Source organism: Bradyrhizobium sp. 2S1 (genome assembly GCF_011516625.5).
GTDB lineage: Bacteria > Pseudomonadota > Alphaproteobacteria > Rhizobiales > Xanthobacteraceae > Bradyrhizobium > Bradyrhizobium septentrionale.
Map to the genome: position 1 here is coordinate 5,550,821 of NZ_CP147717.1, position 20,799 is coordinate 5,571,619.

At 64.2% G+C, this 20,799-nt stretch carries 18 protein-coding genes and 1 pseudogene; 12 read left to right on the top strand and 7 right to left on the bottom strand.

Features of this window, described 5'->3' with window-relative positions:
* The first annotated feature begins 166 nt into the window (after positions 1–166).
* From HAP54_RS26265 to HAP54_RS26290, 6 genes are all read left to right on the top strand, one after another.
* Entirely contained in the window at positions 167–1,477 is a 1,311-nt protein-coding gene (locus HAP54_RS26265) for an ABC transporter substrate-binding protein (RefSeq protein ID WP_166305139.1), read from the top strand.
* Between the two features lie 22 nt (positions 1,478–1,499).
* Complete coding sequence (locus HAP54_RS26270; protein WP_166305142.1) at positions 1,500–2,273, top strand: ABC transporter ATP-binding protein; 774 nt, start codon at positions 1,500–1,502, stop codon at positions 2,271–2,273.
* 5 nt (positions 2,274–2,278) lie between these two features.
* On the top strand, positions 2,279–2,983 hold the full coding sequence (locus tag HAP54_RS26275) for an ABC transporter ATP-binding protein (RefSeq protein WP_166308395.1): 705 nt from the start codon (positions 2,279–2,281) through the stop codon (positions 2,981–2,983).
* Between the two features lie 164 nt (positions 2,984–3,147).
* On the top strand, positions 3,148–4,029 hold the full coding sequence (locus tag HAP54_RS26280) for a branched-chain amino acid ABC transporter permease (protein WP_166305145.1): 882 nt from the start codon (positions 3,148–3,150) through the stop codon (positions 4,027–4,029).
* Complete coding sequence (locus tag HAP54_RS26285) at positions 4,026–5,036, top strand: branched-chain amino acid ABC transporter permease (protein ID WP_166305148.1); 1,011 nt, start codon at positions 4,026–4,028, stop codon at positions 5,034–5,036. The genes HAP54_RS26280 and HAP54_RS26285 overlap by 4 nt, the downstream gene beginning before the upstream one ends.
* Positions 5,002–5,946: a polyphosphate kinase 2 family protein gene (locus HAP54_RS26290; protein ID WP_166305151.1), complete on the top strand. Its 945-nt coding sequence runs from the start codon at positions 5,002–5,004 to the stop codon at positions 5,944–5,946. The genes HAP54_RS26285 and HAP54_RS26290 overlap by 35 nt, the downstream gene beginning before the upstream one ends.
* Before the next feature lie 239 nt (positions 5,947–6,185).
* Here HAP54_RS26290 and HAP54_RS26295 read toward each other — a convergent pair whose 3' ends face one another.
* A complete protein-coding gene (locus HAP54_RS26295; protein ID WP_166297973.1) occupies positions 6,186–7,289 on the bottom strand; it encodes an ISAs1 family transposase in 1,104 nt (367 codons plus the stop codon).
* A gap of 695 nt (positions 7,290–7,984) precedes the next feature.
* On the opposite strand from HAP54_RS26295, the gene HAP54_RS26300 reads away from it, so the two are divergent.
* The 3 genes from HAP54_RS26300 (at position 7,985) to HAP54_RS26310 (ending at position 11,537) form a co-directional block, all read left to right on the top strand.
* Positions 7,985–9,547 (top strand): 2-isopropylmalate synthase, encoded by a 1,563-nt coding sequence (locus HAP54_RS26300; RefSeq protein WP_166305154.1) that lies wholly within the window; start codon positions 7,985–7,987, stop codon positions 9,545–9,547.
* Positions 9,548–9,977: 430 nt separating this feature from the next.
* Positions 9,978–10,973: a LysR substrate-binding domain-containing protein gene (locus HAP54_RS26305; protein ID WP_166305157.1), complete on the top strand. Its 996-nt coding sequence runs from the start codon at positions 9,978–9,980 to the stop codon at positions 10,971–10,973.
* A 138-nt stretch (positions 10,974–11,111) separates the two neighbouring features.
* Positions 11,112–11,537 (top strand): GFA family protein, encoded by a 426-nt coding sequence (locus HAP54_RS26310; RefSeq protein WP_166305160.1) that lies wholly within the window; start codon positions 11,112–11,114, stop codon positions 11,535–11,537.
* Between the two features lie 43 nt (positions 11,538–11,580).
* Here the strand turns inward: HAP54_RS26310 and HAP54_RS26315 are convergent, their stop codons facing one another.
* Positions 11,581–12,561 (bottom strand): alpha/beta fold hydrolase, encoded by a 981-nt coding sequence (locus HAP54_RS26315; protein WP_166305163.1) that lies wholly within the window; start codon positions 12,559–12,561, stop codon positions 11,581–11,583.
* Between the two features lie 80 nt (positions 12,562–12,641).
* Positions 12,642–13,610, bottom strand: a complete 969-nt coding sequence (locus tag HAP54_RS26320; protein WP_166305166.1) for a hypothetical protein — start codon at positions 13,608–13,610, stop codon at positions 12,642–12,644.
* A gap of 135 nt (positions 13,611–13,745) precedes the next feature.
* Here HAP54_RS26320 and HAP54_RS26325 point away from each other — a divergent pair, with 135 nt between their 5' ends.
* Together HAP54_RS26325 and HAP54_RS26330 are read left to right on the top strand one after the other, a co-directional pair.
* Complete coding sequence (locus HAP54_RS26325) at positions 13,746–14,156, top strand: hypothetical protein (protein ID WP_224741780.1); 411 nt, start codon at positions 13,746–13,748, stop codon at positions 14,154–14,156.
* Between the two features lie 231 nt (positions 14,157–14,387).
* Positions 14,388–15,026, top strand: a complete 639-nt coding sequence (locus tag HAP54_RS26330) for an HD domain-containing protein (RefSeq protein WP_166305169.1) — start codon at positions 14,388–14,390, stop codon at positions 15,024–15,026.
* Between the two features lie 37 nt (positions 15,027–15,063).
* On the opposite strand, the gene HAP54_RS26335 is transcribed toward HAP54_RS26330, so the two are convergent.
* The 4 genes and pseudogenes from HAP54_RS26335 to HAP54_RS26350 form a co-directional block, all read right to left on the bottom strand.
* The gene (locus HAP54_RS26335; protein WP_166305172.1) at positions 15,064–16,674 is read right to left on the bottom strand and encodes an MDR family MFS transporter; all 1,611 of its coding nucleotides are present in this window, start codon (positions 16,672–16,674) and stop codon (positions 15,064–15,066) included.
* A gap of 29 nt (positions 16,675–16,703) precedes the next feature.
* The gene (locus tag HAP54_RS26340) at positions 16,704–17,861 is read right to left on the bottom strand and encodes an HlyD family secretion protein (RefSeq protein WP_166305175.1); all 1,158 of its coding nucleotides are present in this window, start codon (positions 17,859–17,861) and stop codon (positions 16,704–16,706) included.
* Between the two features lie 227 nt (positions 17,862–18,088).
* Positions 18,089–18,325 carry a hypothetical protein gene (locus HAP54_RS26345; RefSeq protein ID WP_176422144.1) on the bottom strand — a complete coding sequence of 79 codons (237 nt, stop codon included), beginning with the start codon at positions 18,323–18,325 and terminating at the stop codon, positions 18,089–18,091.
* 99 nt (positions 18,326–18,424) lie between these two features.
* Positions 18,425–19,374, bottom strand: a pseudogene (locus HAP54_RS26350) (helix-turn-helix transcriptional regulator).
* 430 nt (positions 19,375–19,804) lie between these two features.
* Here HAP54_RS26350 and HAP54_RS26355 point away from each other — a divergent pair.
* Positions 19,805–20,734: a helix-turn-helix domain-containing protein gene (locus tag HAP54_RS26355; protein ID WP_166305178.1), complete on the top strand. Its 930-nt coding sequence runs from the start codon at positions 19,805–19,807 to the stop codon at positions 20,732–20,734.
* The last annotated feature ends 65 nt before the right edge of the window (positions 20,735–20,799 follow it).

Sequence of the window (20,799 nt, forward strand, 5' to 3'; positions counted from 1 at the left end):
ATGAGCACCCGCGCTGGCGCCGCGCGTCCGCGATGCTCCGCCGAAAGTTTACGCAGGCCTGCGCCGTGGCGACGCAGCCATCGCGCTTGACATCATCGGCCGCTCCCCCTGTGATAGGGCGGCACGACAACAAAAAATGCAGTGCACAATCTCTGGGGAGGGATTCATGCCGGTCAGGAGGGCTGTCCGCTGGCTCGCGGGTCTGTCTGTCGCGATTGCGGCGCTCGGCGTGGCCAATGCCGCCCATGCGCAGGACAAGAAGATCAAGATCGGCGTGATCTTCGATCTGACCGGCCCGCTCGCCGGCGGCGGCTCCGAGCTGCAATATACCGGCGTCAAGATCATGCTCGACCATTACGTCAAGACCGGCGTCGAGGGCTACAAGGTCGAGGCGGTCTATGCCGACGCGCAGAGCAAGCCCGACATCGCCATCAACGAGGCCGTCCGCCTGCTCGAGCAGGAGAAGGTCGACCTGGTGATGGGCTTCTTCTCCTCGGCGCAATGCGTGCCGGTCTCGGCCCGGGTCGAGCAGATGAAGAGGTTCATGTGGATCACGACCTGCATCTCCTCGGGCGTGTTCGACGGCAAGAACTACAAATACGTGTTCCGTCCGCAGGCCGCCGGCAACCAGTACGGCATGATGACGACCGATTTCATCGCGCAATATTCGATGTCCAAGTTCGGCAAGGAGTCGAAGGACCTCCGCGTCGCCATCATCCACGAAGACGGCGCCTATGGCGTTGACGTCGCCAAGGGCAACGAGGCCGGCGCGAAGAAAGCCGGCTTCAATATCGTGCTCAAGGAGGGCTATTCGGCGACCGCGCCCGATTTGTCGGCGCTGGTCACCAAGCTGAAGCGCGCCAAGCCCGACGTGATCTTCCACACCGGCTACAATCCGGACATTACCCTGTTATTCCGCCAGGCGCGCGAGCAGGGGCTTAAGTTCGGCGCCATCGTCGGCCATGGCGCGGGCTATGGCGTCTACGAGAAGCTCAAGGAAGGTCTCGGCGCCGACGCCAACTATCTCTTCAACACCGACCCGATCTCGATCTGGCTCGCCAACCAGAAGGGCATGGATCCCAAGCTTCCGCCGGTCATCAAGATGGTCGGCGAGGAATTCGACAAGCTCAAGCCGGGCGTGCCGATCCGCTCCGCCCATGTCGGCATCGGCGCCTCCAACGCCTATGTGTTCTTCGACGACGTGCTGCCGCGCGCGATCAAGAAATATGGCGGCGTCGATCCGGACGCGCTGCGCAAGGCCGCGCTCGACACCGACATTCCCGAGGGCGGCACCATGCTCGGCTACGGCGTGAAATTCTTCGGCGAGGGCGAGCAATTCGCCGGGCAGAACGAGCGCTCGTTCCCGGTGGTGCTGCAATATATCGACGACAAATCCTATGTGGTGTGGCCGAAGAGCCAGATGCAGCGCGAGACCGAGCTGCCGCTGCCGGCCGGCACCACCTACAGCTACAAATAATTCGGCTGCGAAAGGGATCGCCGTGCTCGCCGTCGAAGGCCTGGTCAAGCGGTTTGGCGGCTTTTGCGCCGTCAACAACGTCTCGTTCCGCGTCGCGCAGGGCGAGATCCTCGGCCTGATCGGCCCGAACGGCTCGGGCAAGAGCACGATCTTCAACATGCTGTCGGGCACCTTGCCGCCGACCGAGGGCTCGATCCTGTTCGACGGCCGCGAGATCGCAGGCCTTGCCCCGCACCGCATTATCGTCGGCGGCATCGGCCGCACCTTCCAGATCCCGCGGCCATTCCATCGCCTCAGCATCTTCGAGAATGTCGTGCTGGCCGGCTTCTACGGCCAGGGCCGTCACAGCCGCGCCAAGGCCGAGGAGGCGGCCGAGCGCGCGCTGGCCATGGTCGGGCTACCGACCGATCGCCACAGCAGCGTCGAGGGTCTGGGGGCTGCCGGATTGAAGAAGCTCGAACTGGCAAAAGCGCTCGCCACCGGCCCGAAACTCCTGCTCGCGGATGAAAGCCTTGGTGGACTCGACGAGACCGAGATGGACGCGGCCGCCGACATGCTGCGCCGGATCCGCGACGAGCTCGGCATCACCATCATCTGGGTCGAGCACATCATGGGCGTGTTGATGCGCGTGGTCGATCGCGTGATGGTGCTCGATCACGGCGAGAAGATCGCCGAAGGGCTGCCGGCCGATGTCGCCGGCAATCCACGCGTGATCGAGGTCTATCTCGGCACCGATGCCGACGCGAGCCTGGCTGCCGCCGTCGCCGAGCAGGCGCGCCGCCGGATCGGGGCGTGAGCGGCATGCTGGAACTGAAATCGATCGATGCAGGTTATGGCAGCTTCCAGGCGCTGTTCGACGTCAGCCTCGACGTCCGGGCGGGCGAGGCGGTCGGGGTGATCGGCCCGAACGGCGCCGGCAAGACCACCCTGATGCGCGTGATCTCCGGATTGATCCGTCCGATCAAAGGCACCATCGCGATGGAAAGCACCGACGTCGTCGCGACGCCGCCGCATCGCATCGTCAGCCTCGGGATCGCGCATGTGCCGGAAAATCGCCGGCTGTTTCCGCGGCTCACAGTCGCCGACAATCTGAAGATGGGCGCCTACATGCCGGGCGCCCGCGCGCATTACGCCGAGCGGCTCGACTTCGTGTTCGAGCTGTTTCCGCGCATGAAAGAGCGCCAGCACCAGATGGCCGGCACCATGTCGGGCGGCGAGCAGCAGATGTGCGCGATCGGCCGCGCGCTGATGTCGAATCCGAAGCTGCTGCTGCTCGACGAGCCGTCGGCCGGGCTCGCGCCGGTCGTGGTGCAGCAGGTGTTTGAGCTGGTCAAGCGCATCCGCGCCAGCGGGCTGACGGTGTTGATCGTCGAGCAGAACGTGCAGCAGGTGCTGCGCGTCGTCGACCGCGCCTATCTGCTGGAAGCCGGCAGCATCCGCGCCGCCGGCACAGCGGCGGAGCTCGCGGCGAGCGACACCATCAAGCAGGCGTATCTCGGGGTATAGGGGATGATTGCATTCACTCGATCGGTGTTCTCCCTCTCCCGCTTGCGGGGGAGGGCCGGGGTGGGGGTCTCTCCACGAGTCGTATCGCGGAGGGAGCCCCCACCCGGCGCGCTCTCGCGCGCCGACCTCCCCCGCAAGCGGGAGAGGTAAGAAAGGCAGCGACGATGCAATCCTTCCTCAACATCTTCGACATCTACCTGCTGGAGGCCGTGATCAACGGCATCCTGCTTGGCGGCGTGCTGGCGCTGCTGGCGCTTGGGCTCAACCTGATCTTCGGCGTCATCGACGTCACCTGGATCTGCTACGCCGAGCTCGTGATGATCGGCATGTACGGCATGTACTACCTCGTGCAGTATTATCATTTGCCGTACTGGGCCGCCGCGCCGCTCGTCATCCTGCTGGTGGCGTTGTTGGGTGCCGCGCTGCATTTCCTGGTCATCGCGCCCTTGCTGACGGCGCCGCCGATCAACCAGCTGCTCGCGACCGGCGGCGTGTTGTTCATCCTGCAGAGCTTTGCCACCGTCGCCTTCGGCATCGACTTCCGCAATCTCGGCATCCGCCTGCCGGTGCTTGCGCTCGGCGAGATGAATTTCAGTTACGCACGACTATTGTCGTTCGGCGCGGCGCTGGTCGGCATGATCGGAGTCTATCTGTTCCTGACCCGCACCTTCACCGGCACCGCGATCCGCGCCATCGCGCAGGACCGCCAGATCATGCCGCTGATGGGCGTCGATCCCAAGCGCATCTATCTCGGCACCTCGGCGATCGGCGGCGGACTTGCCGGTCTCGCCGCCTGCCTCCTGGTGCTGCAATATGACGTGCATCCGTTCGTCGGCCTGTCGTTCGGGCCGATCACCTTCCTGATCTGCGTGCTCGGCGGGCTCGGCAATTTCATCGGCGGCTTCATCGCCGCCTTCGTGTTCGCCGAGATCATCTCGCTCGGCGGCCTGTTCTCCGATCTCGAATGGGGCTACGTGCTGGCCTTCGCCTTCTTCATCGTCATGATGTTCATCCGGCCCGCGGGCCTTTTGGCGAGGCGCTCGTGAACAGCAAGCTCGCCTTCTGGGTCATCGCGCTGATTGCGCTGGTCGCGTTGCCCTTCGTACATCGCGATCCCTATCATCTGCATGTGCTGGTGCTGATCCTGATCTGGTCGTTCGCCTACACCTCATGGTCGATCATGGGCCGCTTCGGCCTGGTCTCGCTCGGCCATGGCGGTTTCATGGGCATCGGCGCCTATGTCACCGCGCTGCTTTGGAACCACCTCGGCGTCTCGCCCTGGATCGGCATTCCCCTGAGCATGGCAACCGCGGGCGTGCTCGCGCTGATCGTGGCCTATCCCTGCTTCCGCTTCCGCATCACCGGGCATTATTTCGTGCTGGTGACCCTGGCGCTGTCGGGCATCGTGCTCCAGGTCATCACCGCGACCCGCGACTATACCGGCGGCTCGCTCGGCTATACGCCCCAGCGCGCCCAAAGCGGCAAGGGACTATTTGCGCTGCAGTTCGACGACAAGATCACCTGGTACCTGATCGCGCTTGCGGTCTGGGTCCTGGGCCTCGCGATCTGGCGCGCGATCGATCGCAGCATGATTCGCCACGCCATGGAGGCGATCTCGGAGGATGAAGACGCCGCCGCCGCGGCCGGCGTCAACGTCACCGCGGAGAAGCTGAAGATCACCCTGATCAGCGCGCTGATGACCGCGCTCGCCGGTGCGCTCTACTGCCAGTACCAGATGTTCATCTCGCCCGACACGGTGAGCGGCATTGCGGTCTCCCTGCAAATGGTATTCGCGGCGATCGTGGGCGGCGTCTATGTCGCGCTGGGGCCCACGGTCGGCGCCGTCATCACCATCGTGCTGGCCGAGGTGCTGCGCATTGGCTTCGGCACCAAGGCGGTCGGCTGGGACAATCTGGTCTATGGCGTGCTGCTGGTGCTTTTCATCATCTTCCTGCCCAAGGGCATTCTTGGTAGCGTGATCGACCTGGTCAAATCGCCACGCAAGCCGTCGAGAGGTCATGAGCAACAAACCGCCCCCATCGCTCGCCGATGAACTGAAACCCTACGTCGCACCGTTCCGCTTCGACGGTTCGAGCGAGTTTCACCTCAAATCGTACCCGACCGCCGAGAAGGGCGGCATCGACAAGGACGCCGGCGGCAAGATCATCGAGGCCAACCGCAAGCGGCTCAACGATTTCCAGGAGAAGCTCTACGCCCAGGACCGCTGGTCGCTGCTGCTGATCTTCCAGGGCATGGACGCCGCCGGCAAGGATTCGGCGATCAAGAGCGTGTTCGAGGGCGTCAACCCGCAGGGCTGCGAGGTCTCCTCCTTCAGGCAGCCGTCGACCAGGGAGCTCGACCACGACTTCATGTGGCGCGCCATGATCGCGCTGCCGGAGCGCGGCCGCATCGGCATCTTCAACCGCTCCTACTACGAGGAGTGTCTCGTGGTGCGGGTGCACGCCGACGTGCTCGCCAAGCAGAAGATTCCGAAGCGCCTCGTCACCAAGAACATCTGGCGCGAGCGCTTCGAGGACATTGCCGCGATCGAGCGCTATCTGTCGCGCAACGGCACCATGATCCTGAAGTTCTTCCTTAACGTCTCCAAGGAGGAGCAGCGCCAGCGCTTCCTCGCCCGGCTCGAGGAGCCGGCCAAGAACTGGAAGTTCTCGATGGCCGATATCTCCGAGCGCGCGCTGTGGGCCAAGTATCAGGCCGCCTATCAGGACCTGATCCATCACACCGCGACCAAAGAGGCGCCCTGGCACATCGTGCCCGCCGACCACAAATGGTTCGCCCGCGTCGTGATCGGCTCGACCATCATCAATGCGCTCGACCGGCTCGAGCTGAAATTCCCCGAGGTCGACAAGGCCGACTTAAGCGAATTCAAGCGCGTCCGCGCGGCGCTGGAAGCGGAAGGCAAGGGCGGCGCGGCGGAGAAGAAGGTGGCTGTGAAGAAGTAGTGCGCGTCCTTTGCCATTTGTGCCGCCATCACCTGAGGTGAGCACCTAGCAAGTGAGGTGAGCACGCTAGTCAGGCACCCTCCCCCCTTGCGGGGGAGGGTGGGGAGAGGGGTGGCCCCGGGCGGGATCGTCGACGTGAGCGCTGTCTTCGCAATTCGATCGCGGGCGGTCGAAAGACGAATCGAGAGAGCACGCCGTGTGGCACCCCTCTCCCTAACCCTCCCCCGCAAGGGGCAGGGCTATCGCATATGGCTGAGGGCTGCCATGAGGAAGGCATTGTCCCAGCCGGCGCGCTTAATTTTGCGCCGCAGGGAGGCTGGATCCGGGTGAGTTCGCAGGATGTTGAGGGCGAGCCTGCGCAGAATGGCAAGGTTCTCGGGCGCATGGTCGCAGCGTGAGCGGTTGCTATCCTCGGCAAAATGGACGTCGAGCACCCAATGGAGTTGGTTCTCGATGCCCCAATGGCTGCGAGTGACGTGGAGCAGCCGCTTGGGAGCGATGTATTTGGACAGGAGATAGTGACGCACGACAGGCGCATCGGCGCGCTGCTTCCGCAGGCGTCTGCGCGAGGTGATGCGCCCTATCGCGGCGGCCCCTGGGAAGCCATAGAGGTCCGCCAAACTGGTATTGCGCATGACTGTGGCACGTCGCACTTCGCGTCGATCGTGGGTGGAAGGGTCGATCTGCTCGGCTGTGCTGCGCTTGCCCGATCGCGCAAATTGTTGGGTCACCGCGGTGAACAAGCGCCCGCGGTTGGCCTTGATCGCCAGAACATAGTCGCCGCCGCGCTCGCGCACCGTAGCCGCAAAGGCGCGGGTACAATGCAGCGCATCGGCGGTAACGATGCAGCCTTCCAGCGACAGAAGGTCCAGTACCTCCAGAGCGCCCGCCGTCTCGTTGCGACCAGATGCCTTTTGCTGAGCCAAGGCCATGCGGGCATCCACCGCAAAGACGTTGACCATGTGCAGCGGGGTGGCCTTGCCGCCGCGTTCGTAGGCCCCGCGCAGGGCCTTGCCGTCAACCGCCACGACCCCAGTCAGCTTGATGCGGTTGGCCTTGGCAAAGGCCGCCATGAAGCGACGAAATGCGCACTCAAAGGCCTGCGGTTTGAGCAGGCGGAACACCCGACTGAATGTATCGTGGCTTGGGATGCCATGCTCCAGGCGAAGAAAGAGCCGCAACAGCTCCTCCTTCGACTGCCCGAAGTCCGCCATGTCCGAGCACGACTCCGCCCCGCACAGCATCGCCGCCAGTGCGATGAACAGCACTTCCAACAGATCGTGCCTGGCATTGTCCGCGCGCGGGTCCGGCAACCGCCGAAAGGCCGTCTTGAACTTCTTCATCCGACCCCCTCCTTAATCCGGGAGTCGTCTTCAGAATCGGTGTTGCCTTACAATGCAATAGCCAGCGAAACCCCATATGCGATTCCCCTGCCCTTGCGGGGGAGGGTGGGGAGAGGGGTGCGCCCCGGGCGAGACGATCCAGTAACGAACCCGTTCTCACAATCTCGATCGCATCGTGATGATCCAGGCAGAAGATGGAGAGAGCACGTCGTGTGGCCACCCCTCTCCCTGACCCTCCCCCGCAAGGGGGAGGGAACCCTCCCGCCGGTGCGTCCCTCATGTGCCTCGGCGTCTGGCCAACCCGCCGCCCGCCTTTAGGTCAATCCCACTGACCATCTTTACCCATTGCGGCGGCTTGCCATAATCGTCTAGAACGACGGCGCGTAAGCGCTCCCGGCAACCAACCGTCAACGGTTTTGCCCGAGGATTTCGGCGCTCAACAGGGTCTGGCAATGCTGATTCGCGGCCAAATCGATGGGATTTCGGGGGAGGTGGCCCAGGCTACCGCCACGATCCCGGCCGCGCGGCCCACCCTGCTTATTGGCGGCCTGCTTCTTACCTGCCCCTGAGGGCCGGCTGGGCGTTTGCGCCTGGGCACTCAGGGGTTTGTACGAGATCACCGGACCCTGATATTCGCCCAGGCAATCGCTCAAGCAGCAACATGACGGGCGCAAAAGCTCAAAGGAATTTCTGACATGACCACCGCGAACAAGTCCGACAAGGACCGCGTCATCATTTTCGACACCACGCTGCGCGACGGCGAGCAGTGCCCCGGCGCCACCATGACCTTCGAGGAGAAGCTCGAGGTCGCCGAGTTGCTGGACGACATGGGCGTCGACGTCATCGAGGCCGGCTTCCCGATCACCTCGGAAGGCGACTTCCAGGCGGTCAGCGAGATCGCCCGCCGCTCCAAGAACGCGGTCATCGCCGGCCTGTCCCGCGCCCATCCGGCCGACATCGACCGCTGCGCCGAAGCGGTAAAATTCGCCCGCCGCGGCCGCGTCCATACCGTGATCGCGACCTCGCCGCTGCACATGCGGGTCAAGTTGAACAAGACCCCCGAGGAGGTCATCGAGACCTCGGTCGCGATGGTCGCCCGCGCCCGCAACCAGATCGACGACGTCGAATGGTCGGCCGAGGACGGCACCCGCAGCGAGATGGACTATCTGTGCCGGATCGTCGAAGCCGTGATCAAGGCCGGCGCCACCACGGTGAACATCCCCGACACCGTCGGCTACACGGTGCCGGAGGAATACACCCACTTCATGCGGACGCTGATCGAGCGCGTGCCGAACTCCGACAAGGCGATCTTCTCGGTGCATTGCCACAACGACCTCGGCATGGCGGTCGCCAACTCGCTGGCCGGCATCGTCGGCGGCGCCCGGCAGGTCGAGTGCACCGTCAACGGCATCGGCGAGCGCGCCGGCAACGCCGCGCTGGAAGAGATCGTGATGGCGATCAATGTGCGGAACGACAAGTTTCCGTACTGGAACAAGATCGACACCACGCAGCTGACCCGCGCTTCGAAGGTGGTGTCGGCCGCCACCTCGTTCCCGGTGCAGTACAACAAGGCGATCGTCGGCCGCAACGCGTTCGCCCATGAGAGCGGCATCCATCAGGACGGCGTGCTGAAGGACGCCTCGACCTACGAGATCATGCGGCCCGAGATGGTCGGCCTGAAGCAGTCCTCGCTGGTGCTCGGCAAGCATTCCGGCCGCCACGCCTTCATCCACAAGCTGGAGGAGATGGGCTACAAGCTGGGCGCCAACCAGCTGGAAGATGCCTTTACGCGGATGAAGGCCTTGGCCGACCGCAAGAAGGACATCTACGACGAGGACATCGAGGCGCTGGTCGACCAGGAGATGGCGGCCGCCCACGACCGCATCAAGCTGACCTCGCTGACCGTGATCGCCGGTACCCATGGCCCGCAGCGCGCGACCATGAAGCTCGACGTCGACGGCCAGATCAAGATCGAGGAGGCCGAGGGCAACGGCCCGGTCGACGCCGTCTTCAACTGCATCAAGCGCCTGGTGCCGCACGAGGCCAAGCTCGAACTTTACCAGGTGCACGCGGTGACCGAAGGCACCGACGCGCAGGCCGAGGTCTCGGTGCGCCTCGCCCATGAGGGCCGCTCGATGACCGCCCGCGCCGCCGACCCGGACACGCTGGTCGCCTCCGCAAAGGCCTATCTCGGCGCGCTGAACAAGATCGTGATGAAGCGCCAGCGCGACGTGCCGGCCTCCAAGGTCGCGGGCTGACGGTTCGCCCAATCAACGCATCCGGAAACGCGGCGCCCCGGCGCCGCGTTTTTCGTTTGAGCACACATTCAACCCGTCATCCTGAGGAGCGCGGAACGCGCGTCTCGAAGGATGCACGGCCCCGCTGCTTCGGCGCGTGACGATCGCCTTGTGGAGAGGGCCGGGCCGTCGCCCTTCGAGACGCGCGCAAGTGCGCGCTCCTCCAGCGACAAGGGCTAAGCCGTTGCGCGGGGGTGACGGTGAGAGGTTTGCTTGCGAGCTGTTCACCTTCGCAAGGGCGGTTCCAATTGGACGGCTTGGGATGAAATCTGGCTTCTAGGCACTTTCTTGGAATCATTTACCAACAATTCGCGCCATCCCGCACCGCTTTGGAATCTTCCGCGCCACCCCCGGGGCTAACCTTGCGTCCTCTCCCGCCAGGACGCCGCCCATGCCGCTTGCCTCGCTCGTATCAGACACGCAACGCAGCCCCACGCCCGCAGAGACCGCGCTCACCCGCCGGGTCGATCTCACCACGCTTCGCCTGTTCGTCGCGGTCTGCGACGAGCAGAATCTCACCCGCGCCGCGCAGCGCGAGGGGATTGCGGCGTCGGCGGTGTCGAAGCGGATGAACGATTTCGAGCTGGCGTTTGGCGTCACGTTGTTCAAGCGGCTCGCCAAGGGCATGGCGCTGACGCCGGCCGGCGAGGCGCTGCTGCATCACGCCCGGGTCACGCTGCTCAATGTCGAGAAGATCGCGGTCGAGCTGTCGGAATATTCGCACGGCGTGCGCGGCCATGTCCGCATGCTCGCCAACCTCTCGGCGATCGTGCAGTATCTGCCCGAGGATCTCTCGGCCTTCTTCGGCGCGCATGAATTGCTCCGCGTCGACCTGCAGGAGCGGCCGAGCGGGCAGGTCGTGCGCGGCATCGAGGAGGGCGCGGCCGAGATCGGCATCTGCTCGGCCGAGGCCGACAGCCGCGCGCTCGAGGCCTTCCACTACCGCTACGACAATCTGGTGGTCGTGATGCGGCCCGACCATCCGCTGGCCGGCCGCCAGAGTCTGCTGTTTACCGAGACGCTCGATTTCGACCATATCGGCCTGCACACCGCGAGCTCGATCTATCTGCGCTCGCAATATGCGGCGACCCAGGCCGGCAAGACGATGCGGCTGCGCATCAACGTGCCCGGCTTCGATGCGGTCTGCCGCATGGTGCAGGCCAATATGGGGCTTGGCCTGATCCCCGATCGCGCCTTCGAGGTGGTCGGCGCCGGTATGGGGCTTCGCGCGATTCCGCTGCGTGACGCATGGGGCCGCCGCGAATTGAAGATCGTGATCCGCGACACAGCCCATCTGTCGGCCACCAGCCGCCTGATGCTGGATCATCTGCGCGCCGTCGAGACAGACCAGAGCCGGCGGGTTGGCGGGCTGGCATTAAACGCGTAGTTCACGCCCAACACCGTTGAAGCCTGCCTGCCTTCGCGCAAGTTTTTCTCGCGTGTTGCGCGAATATTTCTGAATTGTCCGGCTCACATTCTAGAGATACGCTTCGCGTTGAAGTCAATCTCAATCAGCACAGGCAACATGGTGAGCGACACGAACATTCGGGCTGGCCGGTGCCATTGCGGCGCGGTGCGTTTCGAGGCAACGCTCAGCGACGGCTTCAATTCGATCCGCCGCTGCACCTGCTCCTACTGCCGGATGCGAGGCGCCGTCGTTGTCATGGCGGAGATGGGCGGGATCAAGCTCCTGCAGGGTGAAGACGCGCTGACGAGCTACCGCTTCCACACCGGATCAGCGCAGCACTTCTTCTGTTCTCGCTGCGGAATCTACACCCATCATCAGCGACGATCTGACCAGAGCCTGTATGCCGTGAACGTGGCTTGCCTGGACGGGGTAAGCCCGTTCGATTTCCCTGAAGTGCCGGTCATGGATGGCGTCAATCATACCAACGACACCGGCAGGCCGACGCGTCGGGCCGGCACGCTGCGCTTCATCCCGGCTGACTGACCGTCGCCGTCGGCCGACGACCGCGCGGCAATGCCTTCACGTGTCACTCCGCCGGAAGGCCGCGCAAAAACTCGAGCAGCGCGGCGTTGACTTCGGCCGGCCGCTCCTGCTGCAGCCAATGGCCGGCGTCCTCCATGATTCGGACCAGGCGAAGGTCGGCGCAGCGCTGTCGCATCAGGTCGACCATGTCGACGCCGGGGACCATGCGCAGGATCGGCTCGAGGCTGCCGGCCAAGAAGGCGGTCGGCTGCGTGATCTGCTTGCCGTCGAAAACGGCCATGTCCTCGAAGTCGCGCTCGGAGTTGCGGTAGCGATTGAGCGGGCCGCGGAAGCCGCTGCTCTGAAACTGGCTGGCGAAATAGTCGAGATCGGCCGCGCTCAGCCAGGCCGGAAGCGGATCGGGATCGACGAGGCGATCGAGCAGGCCGCGCGCTGCCGGATTGTCGATCTTCGCGCCGGCTCTTTGCCCTTCGCCCGAGCTCCAATAATAGAGCTTGCGCAGGCTGGTCGGGACGTCGGCCTCCAGTTCGGCCTCGGCCACGCCGGGCTCCTGAAAATAGAGCTGGTAGAAGAAGCGGTCCTTGTAGATGTTGCGAAACAGCTGGACGCTCGGCATCGGTCCCCGGCCGAGCGCCGGTGCGCTCAGTCCTGCCACGGCGCGCACGCGCTCGGGATGAAACGAGGCCGTGCCGTAGGCAATCGGCGCGCCCCAATCGTGACCGACCACGACGGCGCGTTCCGCGCCGAGTGCCGCGATCAGGCCGTCGATGTCGGCTGCGATTGTCTTGAGCGCGTAGGCCTCGATGGCGTGCGGCTTGTCGCTGCCGCCATAGCCGCGCACGTCAGGCGCAGCAACGCGATAGCCGGCGGCTGCGAGCGCCGGGATCTGGTGTCGCCACGAATACCAGCTCTCCGGAAAGCCATGGATCAGGACCACAAGCGGGCCCGCGCCGGCCAACGCCACGCGAAGGCGGATGCCGTTGGTCTCGATGGTCTGCAAGTCCGGTGTGATGGCAGGCGGCATGGGCTGTTCCTGATCAAGGGCGAGGACCATTTTCGGTCCACCAAGGACAACGCGTGCCGACAGCTTAGCGCAATTTCGTGTCAGTAAAGCCGCATGGGGAGGGGGACGCCGGCCGGACCGGCCAGCAGGCCCCAGGTCTCGTCGGCCGCGACCTCGAACTCGCGGCTCTCGGCCACGCCGCTCGCGACCTTGAGCGTGACCTTGACCTTGCCGGGCGGCAGATCGACCTCCGGGCTATCAGGCGATTTCCGTCCGGTTTCGCGGGGGTGCTCCAGATCGCGTCCGGCGCGAGCCGCCAATTCGATGGTTTGCTGGTTGATGGTGATGACGGCCGCTTCATCCGTGGCGTTGCCAAGCTTCAGCTTCACCTGGCCTGGCCGCGGCAGCAGGCCGGCATCAGTGACGGGATTCTTGGCGGCAGGCTTGCGCAGCGACAGGTCGGCGATCGTCCGCTCGTCCTGATGGTTGAGCCGGAGCAGCGCCGGTCCATCTGGTGTCGTGAACGCGATCACGGCCCGGTCCGGCTCGACAACCGCGCCGCCATTCTCGGTCCAGCCGCGCTTGGTCAATTCGGCGCGATAGAAGCCGAGCGTATCAGCGAGACCGAGCGGCGTCTCGACGTGAACCGACTCGATGAACGGTGAATTCTTCGCCGTCCTGAGCACCCAGGGTTTGGGCAGCGGCAGCCCGGCGGCGAGATCGTCGCGCTCAGCCGGCGCCAGCGCCGCGCCCCGAGGGACGGCGCAGAGCAGGCGCTTGGCGATAGTATTCCGGGGACAGTGCGCAACGGCCCACATCGTCACGTCGGTGGAGATTGGCCGGAAAGTGTCGCGCGAGTCCGACGGGGTGGCGCTTGCCGAGCCCGATGTGGCGGCGAATACCGGGGTGCCTTGGCTGGTCGTTGTCGATGACCAATGGAGGGTGCAATTGATCAAGGTTGAAAAACCGGTGTCGCAGTAGTGACCGGGATCCAGGCTCCGCGCGAACGCCCCGGTCAGCGCGACGATCGTCGCGACGACGGTCGCGGCGGCCAGGGTGCCGGCGACCAAAACACCTTTCGTTCGACGCCGCATCGCCCGATCTCAACCCCCATCAGAGCCCTGGGATCAGATGCTCGTCATGAGCTTAGTGGCTTTGGCCGCCTAAAATGTTCATCGCCGGTTTGCTGTTTCTGGAGGAAGAGATTGATCCAGATCAAGCCTGAGACGGCCCTGTTTGGAATTCTCCCTGGCGTTGATGACCACCTAGTTATTTGGCGCAATAATTTATCAATGGAGGGGAAGATGCCTGCAGTTGTTATGCAGTTCGTTTCACATCCAAAACCCGGTGGCGATCTTGCGACGGTCTTGCAGCTTGCAAAGGACGGGGCCGTACTCTGGAGGAAACACGGGGCCGACGTGAGCTATTGGTCGGTGATCGGTGGCGAGGTCGGGAACTACGCCTTTGTCGCTCGCTTCGACAGTATAGAGGCTTATGGGCGCACCTTGGCCTCACTTGGTGCCGATCCAGCTTTCGCAGAATTTCAAGCCAAGCGGCTGAAGGCCGGGCAATCGGATTGGGTACGCTCCAGCCTTTCCATCCAGGTCGATATTTGACGGAGCGCCTTCTTCCTTGAGTGCGAGACCGCCTTCGGGTGGTCTCTTGCTGGCCATCGCGGTGGACGCGCGGAGACAAGTGGTCGAGCCACGGGGCTCGCGGCCTGCGCGGGATGCTGCATCCGGCTCAATATCCCAGTGTCGAATCTTCATGCGGCCCGGCACTTCCGGTTCACCATTTGGGCGCTAGGTAATGGTCAATGATTCATCGCAGCAGACAGGAGCGCGACGATGGCCGAGATCATTTCCGGCGTTCGGATCCCGGATAGCAGGATCGCACGCGAAGCCGCCGAGCTGGTGCGGCAGCACGAGACCGAGATGTTGTTCAATCACTCGGTCCGCGTGTTCATGTTCGGCGCGCTCAAGGGCATCAGGCAGAACCTGAAGTTCGATCTCGAGCTGCTCTATGTCGCCGCGCTGTTCCATGATTTGGGTCTTGCCGACGCTTTCCATACCGAGACCACGCGGTTCGAGGTCGACGGAGCCGATGCGGCGCGCGAGTTTCTCCGCAGTCATGGCATTCCCGAGCCGAAGGCGGATCTGGTGTGGGAGGCGATTGCCTTGCACACCACGCCCGGCATCCCGCAATACATGCGGCCGGAAATCGCGCTCACCAATGCCGGGGTTTTGGTCGACGCCGTCGGCGTCGGATACGACGACTACACGGCAGAGCAGCGCGACGGCGTTATCGCGGCGTTTCCCCGCGGTGATTTCAAGAACGAGTTCATCGCGGTTCAAACCTGCTCGGCGTTGAAGAAGCCGCACACCACGTTCGGCACGGTCAACTTCGATTTTGTCTGCGAGCACGATCCGACGTTCCACAGGCCGAACGCCTGCACGCGGATTCGCAATACGCCGTGGCCGAACTAGGTCGTCATCAACCCCGGTGAGGCGTTGCCGTTGACGGTCAGTGCGCGCCGCCGGCGTCGAGACGATCGGGCTTGGTGAGCATGAGCGCCGCGATCAGCGCGACGATCTGCGAGACGCCGAGCAGATAGAAGGTGTCGCTGAAGCCAAGAATGAAGGCTTGCTTCTGGATGACCTTGCCGATCGCGACATAGGCGTGGTGGACGGCGTCCACCCGGTCGACCACACCATGGTTGATGAAATACTGCGTGAGCTGATCGAGCCGGGTGCGGGTCGCCTGCTCGAGCATGGTGACGTGCTGCGAGAGCACATTGGAGTGGTATTGCTCGCGCTTCGTCAGCAATGTCTGCAGTGCCGCGATGCCGATTGCGCCGCCGAGGTTTCGCATCATGTTGAATAGCGCAGAGGCCGAGCCGGCGTTCTCCTGCTCGATTCCGGCGGTCGCAACTGCGGAAAGCGGCGCGAACACCAGTGCCTGACCAAGGGCGCGGATGACATTCGGCCAAAACAGCTGGTCTGCCGCATAGTCGTTCGTGATATGGATGTTCATGAAGTTCGAACCCCCGAACAACACGAAGCCGATGCCGATCACGAGACGCGGGTCGAAGCGCTTCATCAGCTGGGGCACCAGCGGGATCAGCAGGAGCTGCGGCAGGCCGGTCCAGGCCAGCACCATGCCGATCTGCTCCGAATTGTAACCCTGGATCCGGGACAGGTAGACCGGCAGGACATAGACCGAGCCATACAGTGAGACGCCAAGCAGGAAGTTCGCGAGAACGCCGAACCCGAAATTGCAGCGGAGCAGGATGCGTAAGTTGAGCAACGGCCGCTTGGTGGCCAGCTCGATTGCGAGGAACAGCGCCAGCGCGACCGCAGCGATGACGGCCAGCCGAACGATGAAGGGCGAACCGAACCAGTCGTCCTTGTTGCCCTCTTCCAGCACGGTCTGCAGCGCGGCGAGCCCGATCGCCATGGTGATGATGCCGGCCCAGTCGCCCTCGCGCAGCAGCGACAGCTTCATCGGCGCAGCCTCCAGCGAGACGTACAGCATGGCGATCATGACCGCGCCGGGGACGACGTTGACGTAGAAGATGTACTGCCAGCCGAAATTCTCGGTGAGATAACCCCCGATGGTCGGACCGATCGCAGGCGCGAAGGTTGCCGAGACCGCAAACATCGCGAGCCCGATCGGCTGCTTCGCCTTCGGCAACAGCGTGATGATGAGCGTAAACGCCATCGGGATCAGCACGCCGCCGGTGAAGCCCTGCACGGCGCGCAGCACGATCATCTGCGGCAGGTCGTGCGCGAGCGCGCACGCCGCGGAAAACACCAGGAACAGGAACGCGTTGGTCAACAGATAGATGCGGACCGAGAACACCTGGGCGAGCCAGCCGGAGAGTGGAATCACGACGATCTCGGCGATCAGATAGGACGTCGAGATCCAACCGCCGTCGTCGATGCCCGCGCCGATTCCGCCCTGAATGTCGGCAAGCGAGGCATTGACGATCTGGATATTGAGCACCGCCATGAAGGCGCCCAGCGTCGCGCCCGTCACCGCGAGCCAGGTCTTTGTGGAGATGGCGGGACCTGCGGCCGGCAACGGAGTTGCGCTGGCGGGAGCGACTTCGCTGGTGGCTTGCGCTGTGGTCATGGTGGTCACCGCGTGCGAGGGATGAAGCATCAGTCGGCTGTCGAACCGGCGTCGCACGTTGCGAGCCGTTTCTTGTCGGAGAGACGCTCGGCGACAGCAGCCGATTTCGTATCGACGGTCGGCTCAGCCGACATGCCCGGCCGCAGGCGGCCGCTCAGCCTCGCATCGTCGAGCACGATCTTGACCGGCACGCGCTGCACGATCTTGGTGAAGTTGCCGGTGGCATTGTCGGGCGGCAGCAGAGCGAATTCCAGGCCGCTCGCCGGCGACAGGCTGTCGACATGACCTTTCAGCCTGGTCGAATGGAAGCTGTCGACCCGCAGCTCGACCGGCTGGCCGTTGCGCACATGGGTGAGCTGGGTCTCCTTGAAATTCGCGACCACATAGACCGCGTCGAGCGGCACGACCGCCATCAGCTGGGTTCCGGCCTGCACATACTGGCCGACGCGAAGTGTTCGTGCGCCCACCGTACCGCCGACCGGCGCCGTGATCTCGGTATAGGAGAGGTTCAGGGCAGCCTGCTGTTCGACCGCCTGTGCGCGGCCGAGTTGCGCGACGGCCTGCGCGCGCTGGGTCGCGAGCACCTCGATCTTCTTGTTGGCCGCGATCAATCCGGCCTTGCCTTGCTGCAGCTGCGCAGTCTGCGCGCGCAACGCCGCGTCGGTCTGCTGGGCGCGCTGGATCGTGCCGGCACCGGTCTTCATCAGCTCGTCGTAGCGGGCGCGTTCCTGCTGCGCGAATTTCAGGCTGGCATCGATCGCATCGACTTCGGCCGCCTGTTGCTGAATCAGCGGCTCCTGCAATTCGATCTGCACGTTGAGGTTCTTGACGACAGCGTCGGAGGCGGCGACATCCGCCTGGGCCTGTTGCAGCGCGGCCCTGAAGTCGCGATCGTCGATCCGCGCCAGCGTCTGGCCGGCCTTGACCGGCTCGTTGTCGGATACGAGCACCTTGGCGATGTAGCCCGAAACCTTGGGTGCGACGATAGTGGAGTCGGCCTTGACGTAGGCATCGTCGGTCGTTTCCAGGTAGCGGCCGGTGGTGATGTAGTAGTAGTAGCCGAAATCGGCAGTGCCGGCGACGCCGAGCGCTGCGGCGAGTGCGAATGCTGCGCGCCGGATGGCATGGCGCGACGGAGACGGGTGGATGCCGGCTTTCTGCTCGGCGGCGTAGGGAAGGGGCGACATGGTGTCCTCCGAAAGCTGTGGCGCAAGAGTTCAATCGGGTGAGAGGCGCCGGCAGTGATGCCGGATGCACGCGTCATCATCGCGATCCCTGAGGGACCGGCGCGATCGCATGCGATACGAAGATGTGAGAGGAATTTATCCGACGCTTACGGAGCGCCGCATGTGGGCGCCGATGCCATGGGCATGGTGCGTCCACACCCCGCATGACAGCGCCCGGCAGCCGGCGGCTAGGTGAGCCGCAGAGCGATCGGCTGCGCCGGTCTCAGCGGCCAGCCATTGTCGGGTGTTGGCGTATCGTCTGTCGTCATGATCGACGCCGTGGCCAGCGAGTAAACTTCCACTTGTTCGCCGGTGGCTGAGGTGAAACGAACGCCGAGCGAGAGACCGTAGACGAGGGCGGTCGCAAGGGCTCGCCGTGGTGGAACGATTGCAGAAAGGGCGGTGACGCATGTCTTCCAGTTCATCGCTAGTCTCCATCCGTTGCGGGTGTTGGCCATGCTGATCTATCGGATCGACATTGCCGCTGCCCCAGCGAGATTGCCGTGCTTGCAGATGGATTGCGGCTAACGGGCACGTCGCCGCCAATCGCGCGGTGCTTCGCCGGTCAGTTTCTTGAACGCGGCGGCAAAGGCGGTCTGCGAGGCGTAGCCGAGCTCCGCCGCCACTGACACGATTGGCTCATCGGTGTTCTGCAACATGTTCATTGCCTGCTCGAGCCGGTGCTGGCGCAGCCAGGCATGGGGTGACAGTCCGGTACTCTCCCTGAAGGCGCGACAGAAGTGGAAGCGCGACAGGCCGGCCTCTGACGCGAGCGCCGCCAATGACACGTCAGAATCGCTGTCCGAGCGCAAGCGCTCGATCGCGCGAAGCAGCGCTTTCGGCGCCAATCCTCCCCTGACCGGCTGGATCGTGGTTGGCGAACTGGCGTGCGCCAGCAGGAGACGGGTGGCCAGCAACTCGGTCAGTTGCTGCCTGAACAACATATCCAGCGCGTCGTTGCTCTCCACGATCTCCGATGCGCTGAGCAGCAATCGAGACGTGATGGCATCGGGATGCCCCGTGCGTCCAGGATGTCCTTCGGCGCGGCCGCGTCGGCTTCGTCCGCAACGCGTGTGAGCATGGCGTGCGGAAGATAGAGCTGAACCACGTCAACAGGTTTTGGAATATCCCATCGCGAGCTCGATCCTTCCGGAATGATGATCACGACGCCGGGCCGGAACGTTCCTGTCGCAACCGATTGTCCAGACCGCCGCTCCACGTGCTGTACCGTGCCGTTGTAGGCCATGATGACGTGATGGGTCATCGGCTCGACGACGTCGTGCAATGGATCATGTTTCCAGTGCGCGATCCCGGCACCCGAGGAGTCCAGAGCCATGTGAAACGGCGTGGTCCCGAGCACGCGCGCCATCTCGGCATCGGCGGTACGGTGCTCGTTGCTTGGCACGTCGGTTTGACGCGCCTCGGGGGCTGCCTGCGAATGCTCTGGCGCATCGTGCTGGATCGGTTTGCTCATCGGCTTGTACTCGTATTGCGAGGCCATGCGCGCGCCACCGGCCCGACGTCCCGGGCTGGCGTGAAGCCGTTGCTTCGGGTGTTCGGTATTGTTGCCGGTCAATGCTGCGAGCTTTGGCTGCGCGTTTTAGGCCCGGAGGACTACGGGTTCTTTCCCAAAACGGCCGCGCCTTGCCTGATCCTGCTGCAAGCGTCGTGTGACGGGTGGGCCCGCGGGCGTTAGGTCAGCATCGTTGATCGATGTCATCAGCGCGGTCGCATGCCGCGCGTTGAAATCACTGCGGAAATCGTCCCCGTCACGAGACGGTCACAATGGCCGCGCGATACGCCGCAGACCTAGACCACGGCGCGCCGATCCCGGATAATGCAGGCGACCGCGCAGGCGAACCCAGAGCCGCCTGGCCCAGCTCCTCACGATGAGATCGACCCACATGACCCAGGCAGGCACCTTCGGGCAGAGGGTAGGGCGTTACCTGCATTTGAAGGACGCGCCGAGCGCGGTGATCACGCGCTCAATGCGCGGCATCGATCTCGCTGCCGCCGAAACGCAGAATGATAACCCCGTGCCGGGTCTTTCCGGGTCCATGGCAGACGAGGCCTATATCGTCAGCTTGAAACTCCATGACTATCCGGACTGCGAACTCTGGAAGCACGGCAAGTGTGTCACCAAGGCGGATGTCAGGGCGGGCACGACGTGGCTGTACGATCTCAGGCAGGATCCGCGCTATGTCATCGACAAGCCGTTCCGTTCCATCCAGTTTTATCTGCCGCGTTCGGCGCTCGATCGTATCGCTGAAGAGGCCGGCGCGCCGCGCGTCGAGGACCTCGCCTGTCAATTCGGCACCGGCCATGACGACCAGGTGATGCGCCATATCGGCGCTGCGCTGCTGCAGGGGCTGCGCCGGCCGGACGAGGCGAACCAGCTTTTCATCGATCACATGATGCTTGCGTTCGGCGCGCACATCGCACAGGCCTATGGCGGACTGCAGCGCGTCACCAATTCGGTCCGCGGCGGTCTCGCGCCCTGGCAGCTGAAACGCGCCTGTGAAAGGCTCGACTCCGATCTGGGCGGAGAGCTTTCGCTGCAACAAATCGCGGCTGAATTCGGCCTCTCGGTCGGGCATTTTTCACGGGCCTTTCGCAGCTCCACCGGCCTGCCGCCGCATCAGTGGCTGCTTCGTCAGCGGGTGAAGGCCGCAAAGCAGCTGATGACGGTGCGCGAGTTGCCGCTGGCCGAGATCGCGATATCGGCCGGCTTTGCCAACCAAAGCCACTTTACGCGGGTGTTTACGGCCGCGGTCGGGATCAGCCCGGGCGTGTGGCGCCGCGAAAAGCTCGGCGTGTCCGGAGGGGATGCGTGATTTCCGGGCAGCGCGGCGGCTCGTCCGATCAGCGGCGAGTCTTCAATGAGATGGCGCAGGCGACA

Coding starts and splice junctions, on each gene's coding strand:
- HAP54_RS26265 (WP_166305139.1), top strand. CDS start 167: ATGCCGGTCAGGAGGGCTGTCCGCTGGCTCGCGGGTCTGTCTGTCGCG.
- HAP54_RS26275 (WP_166308395.1), top strand. CDS start 2,279: ATGCTGGAACTGAAATCGATCGATGCAGGTTATGGCAGCTTCCAGGCG.
- HAP54_RS26280 (WP_166305145.1), top strand. CDS start 3,148: ATGCAATCCTTCCTCAACATCTTCGACATCTACCTGCTGGAGGCCGTG.
- HAP54_RS26290 (WP_166305151.1), top strand. CDS start 5,002: ATGAGCAACAAACCGCCCCCATCGCTCGCCGATGAACTGAAACCCTAC.
- HAP54_RS26295 (WP_166297973.1), bottom strand. CDS start 7,289: ATGAAGAAGTTCAAGACGGCCTTTCGGCGGTTGCCGGACCCGCGCGCG.
- HAP54_RS26300 (WP_166305154.1), top strand. CDS start 7,985: ATGACCACCGCGAACAAGTCCGACAAGGACCGCGTCATCATTTTCGAC.
- HAP54_RS26305 (WP_166305157.1), top strand. CDS start 9,978: ATGCCGCTTGCCTCGCTCGTATCAGACACGCAACGCAGCCCCACGCCC.
- HAP54_RS26310 (WP_166305160.1), top strand. CDS start 11,112: ATGGTGAGCGACACGAACATTCGGGCTGGCCGGTGCCATTGCGGCGCG.
- HAP54_RS26315 (WP_166305163.1), bottom strand. CDS start 12,561: ATGCCGCCTGCCATCACACCGGACTTGCAGACCATCGAGACCAACGGC.
- HAP54_RS26330 (WP_166305169.1), top strand. CDS start 14,388: ATGGCCGAGATCATTTCCGGCGTTCGGATCCCGGATAGCAGGATCGCA.
- HAP54_RS26335 (WP_166305172.1), bottom strand. CDS start 16,674: ATGACCACAGCGCAAGCCACCAGCGAAGTCGCTCCCGCCAGCGCAACT.
- HAP54_RS26340 (WP_166305175.1), bottom strand. CDS start 17,861: ATGTCGCCCCTTCCCTACGCCGCCGAGCAGAAAGCCGGCATCCACCCG.
- HAP54_RS26345 (WP_176422144.1), bottom strand. CDS start 18,325: ATGAACTGGAAGACATGCGTCACCGCCCTTTCTGCAATCGTTCCACCA.
- HAP54_RS26355 (WP_166305178.1), top strand. CDS start 19,805: ATGACCCAGGCAGGCACCTTCGGGCAGAGGGTAGGGCGTTACCTGCAT.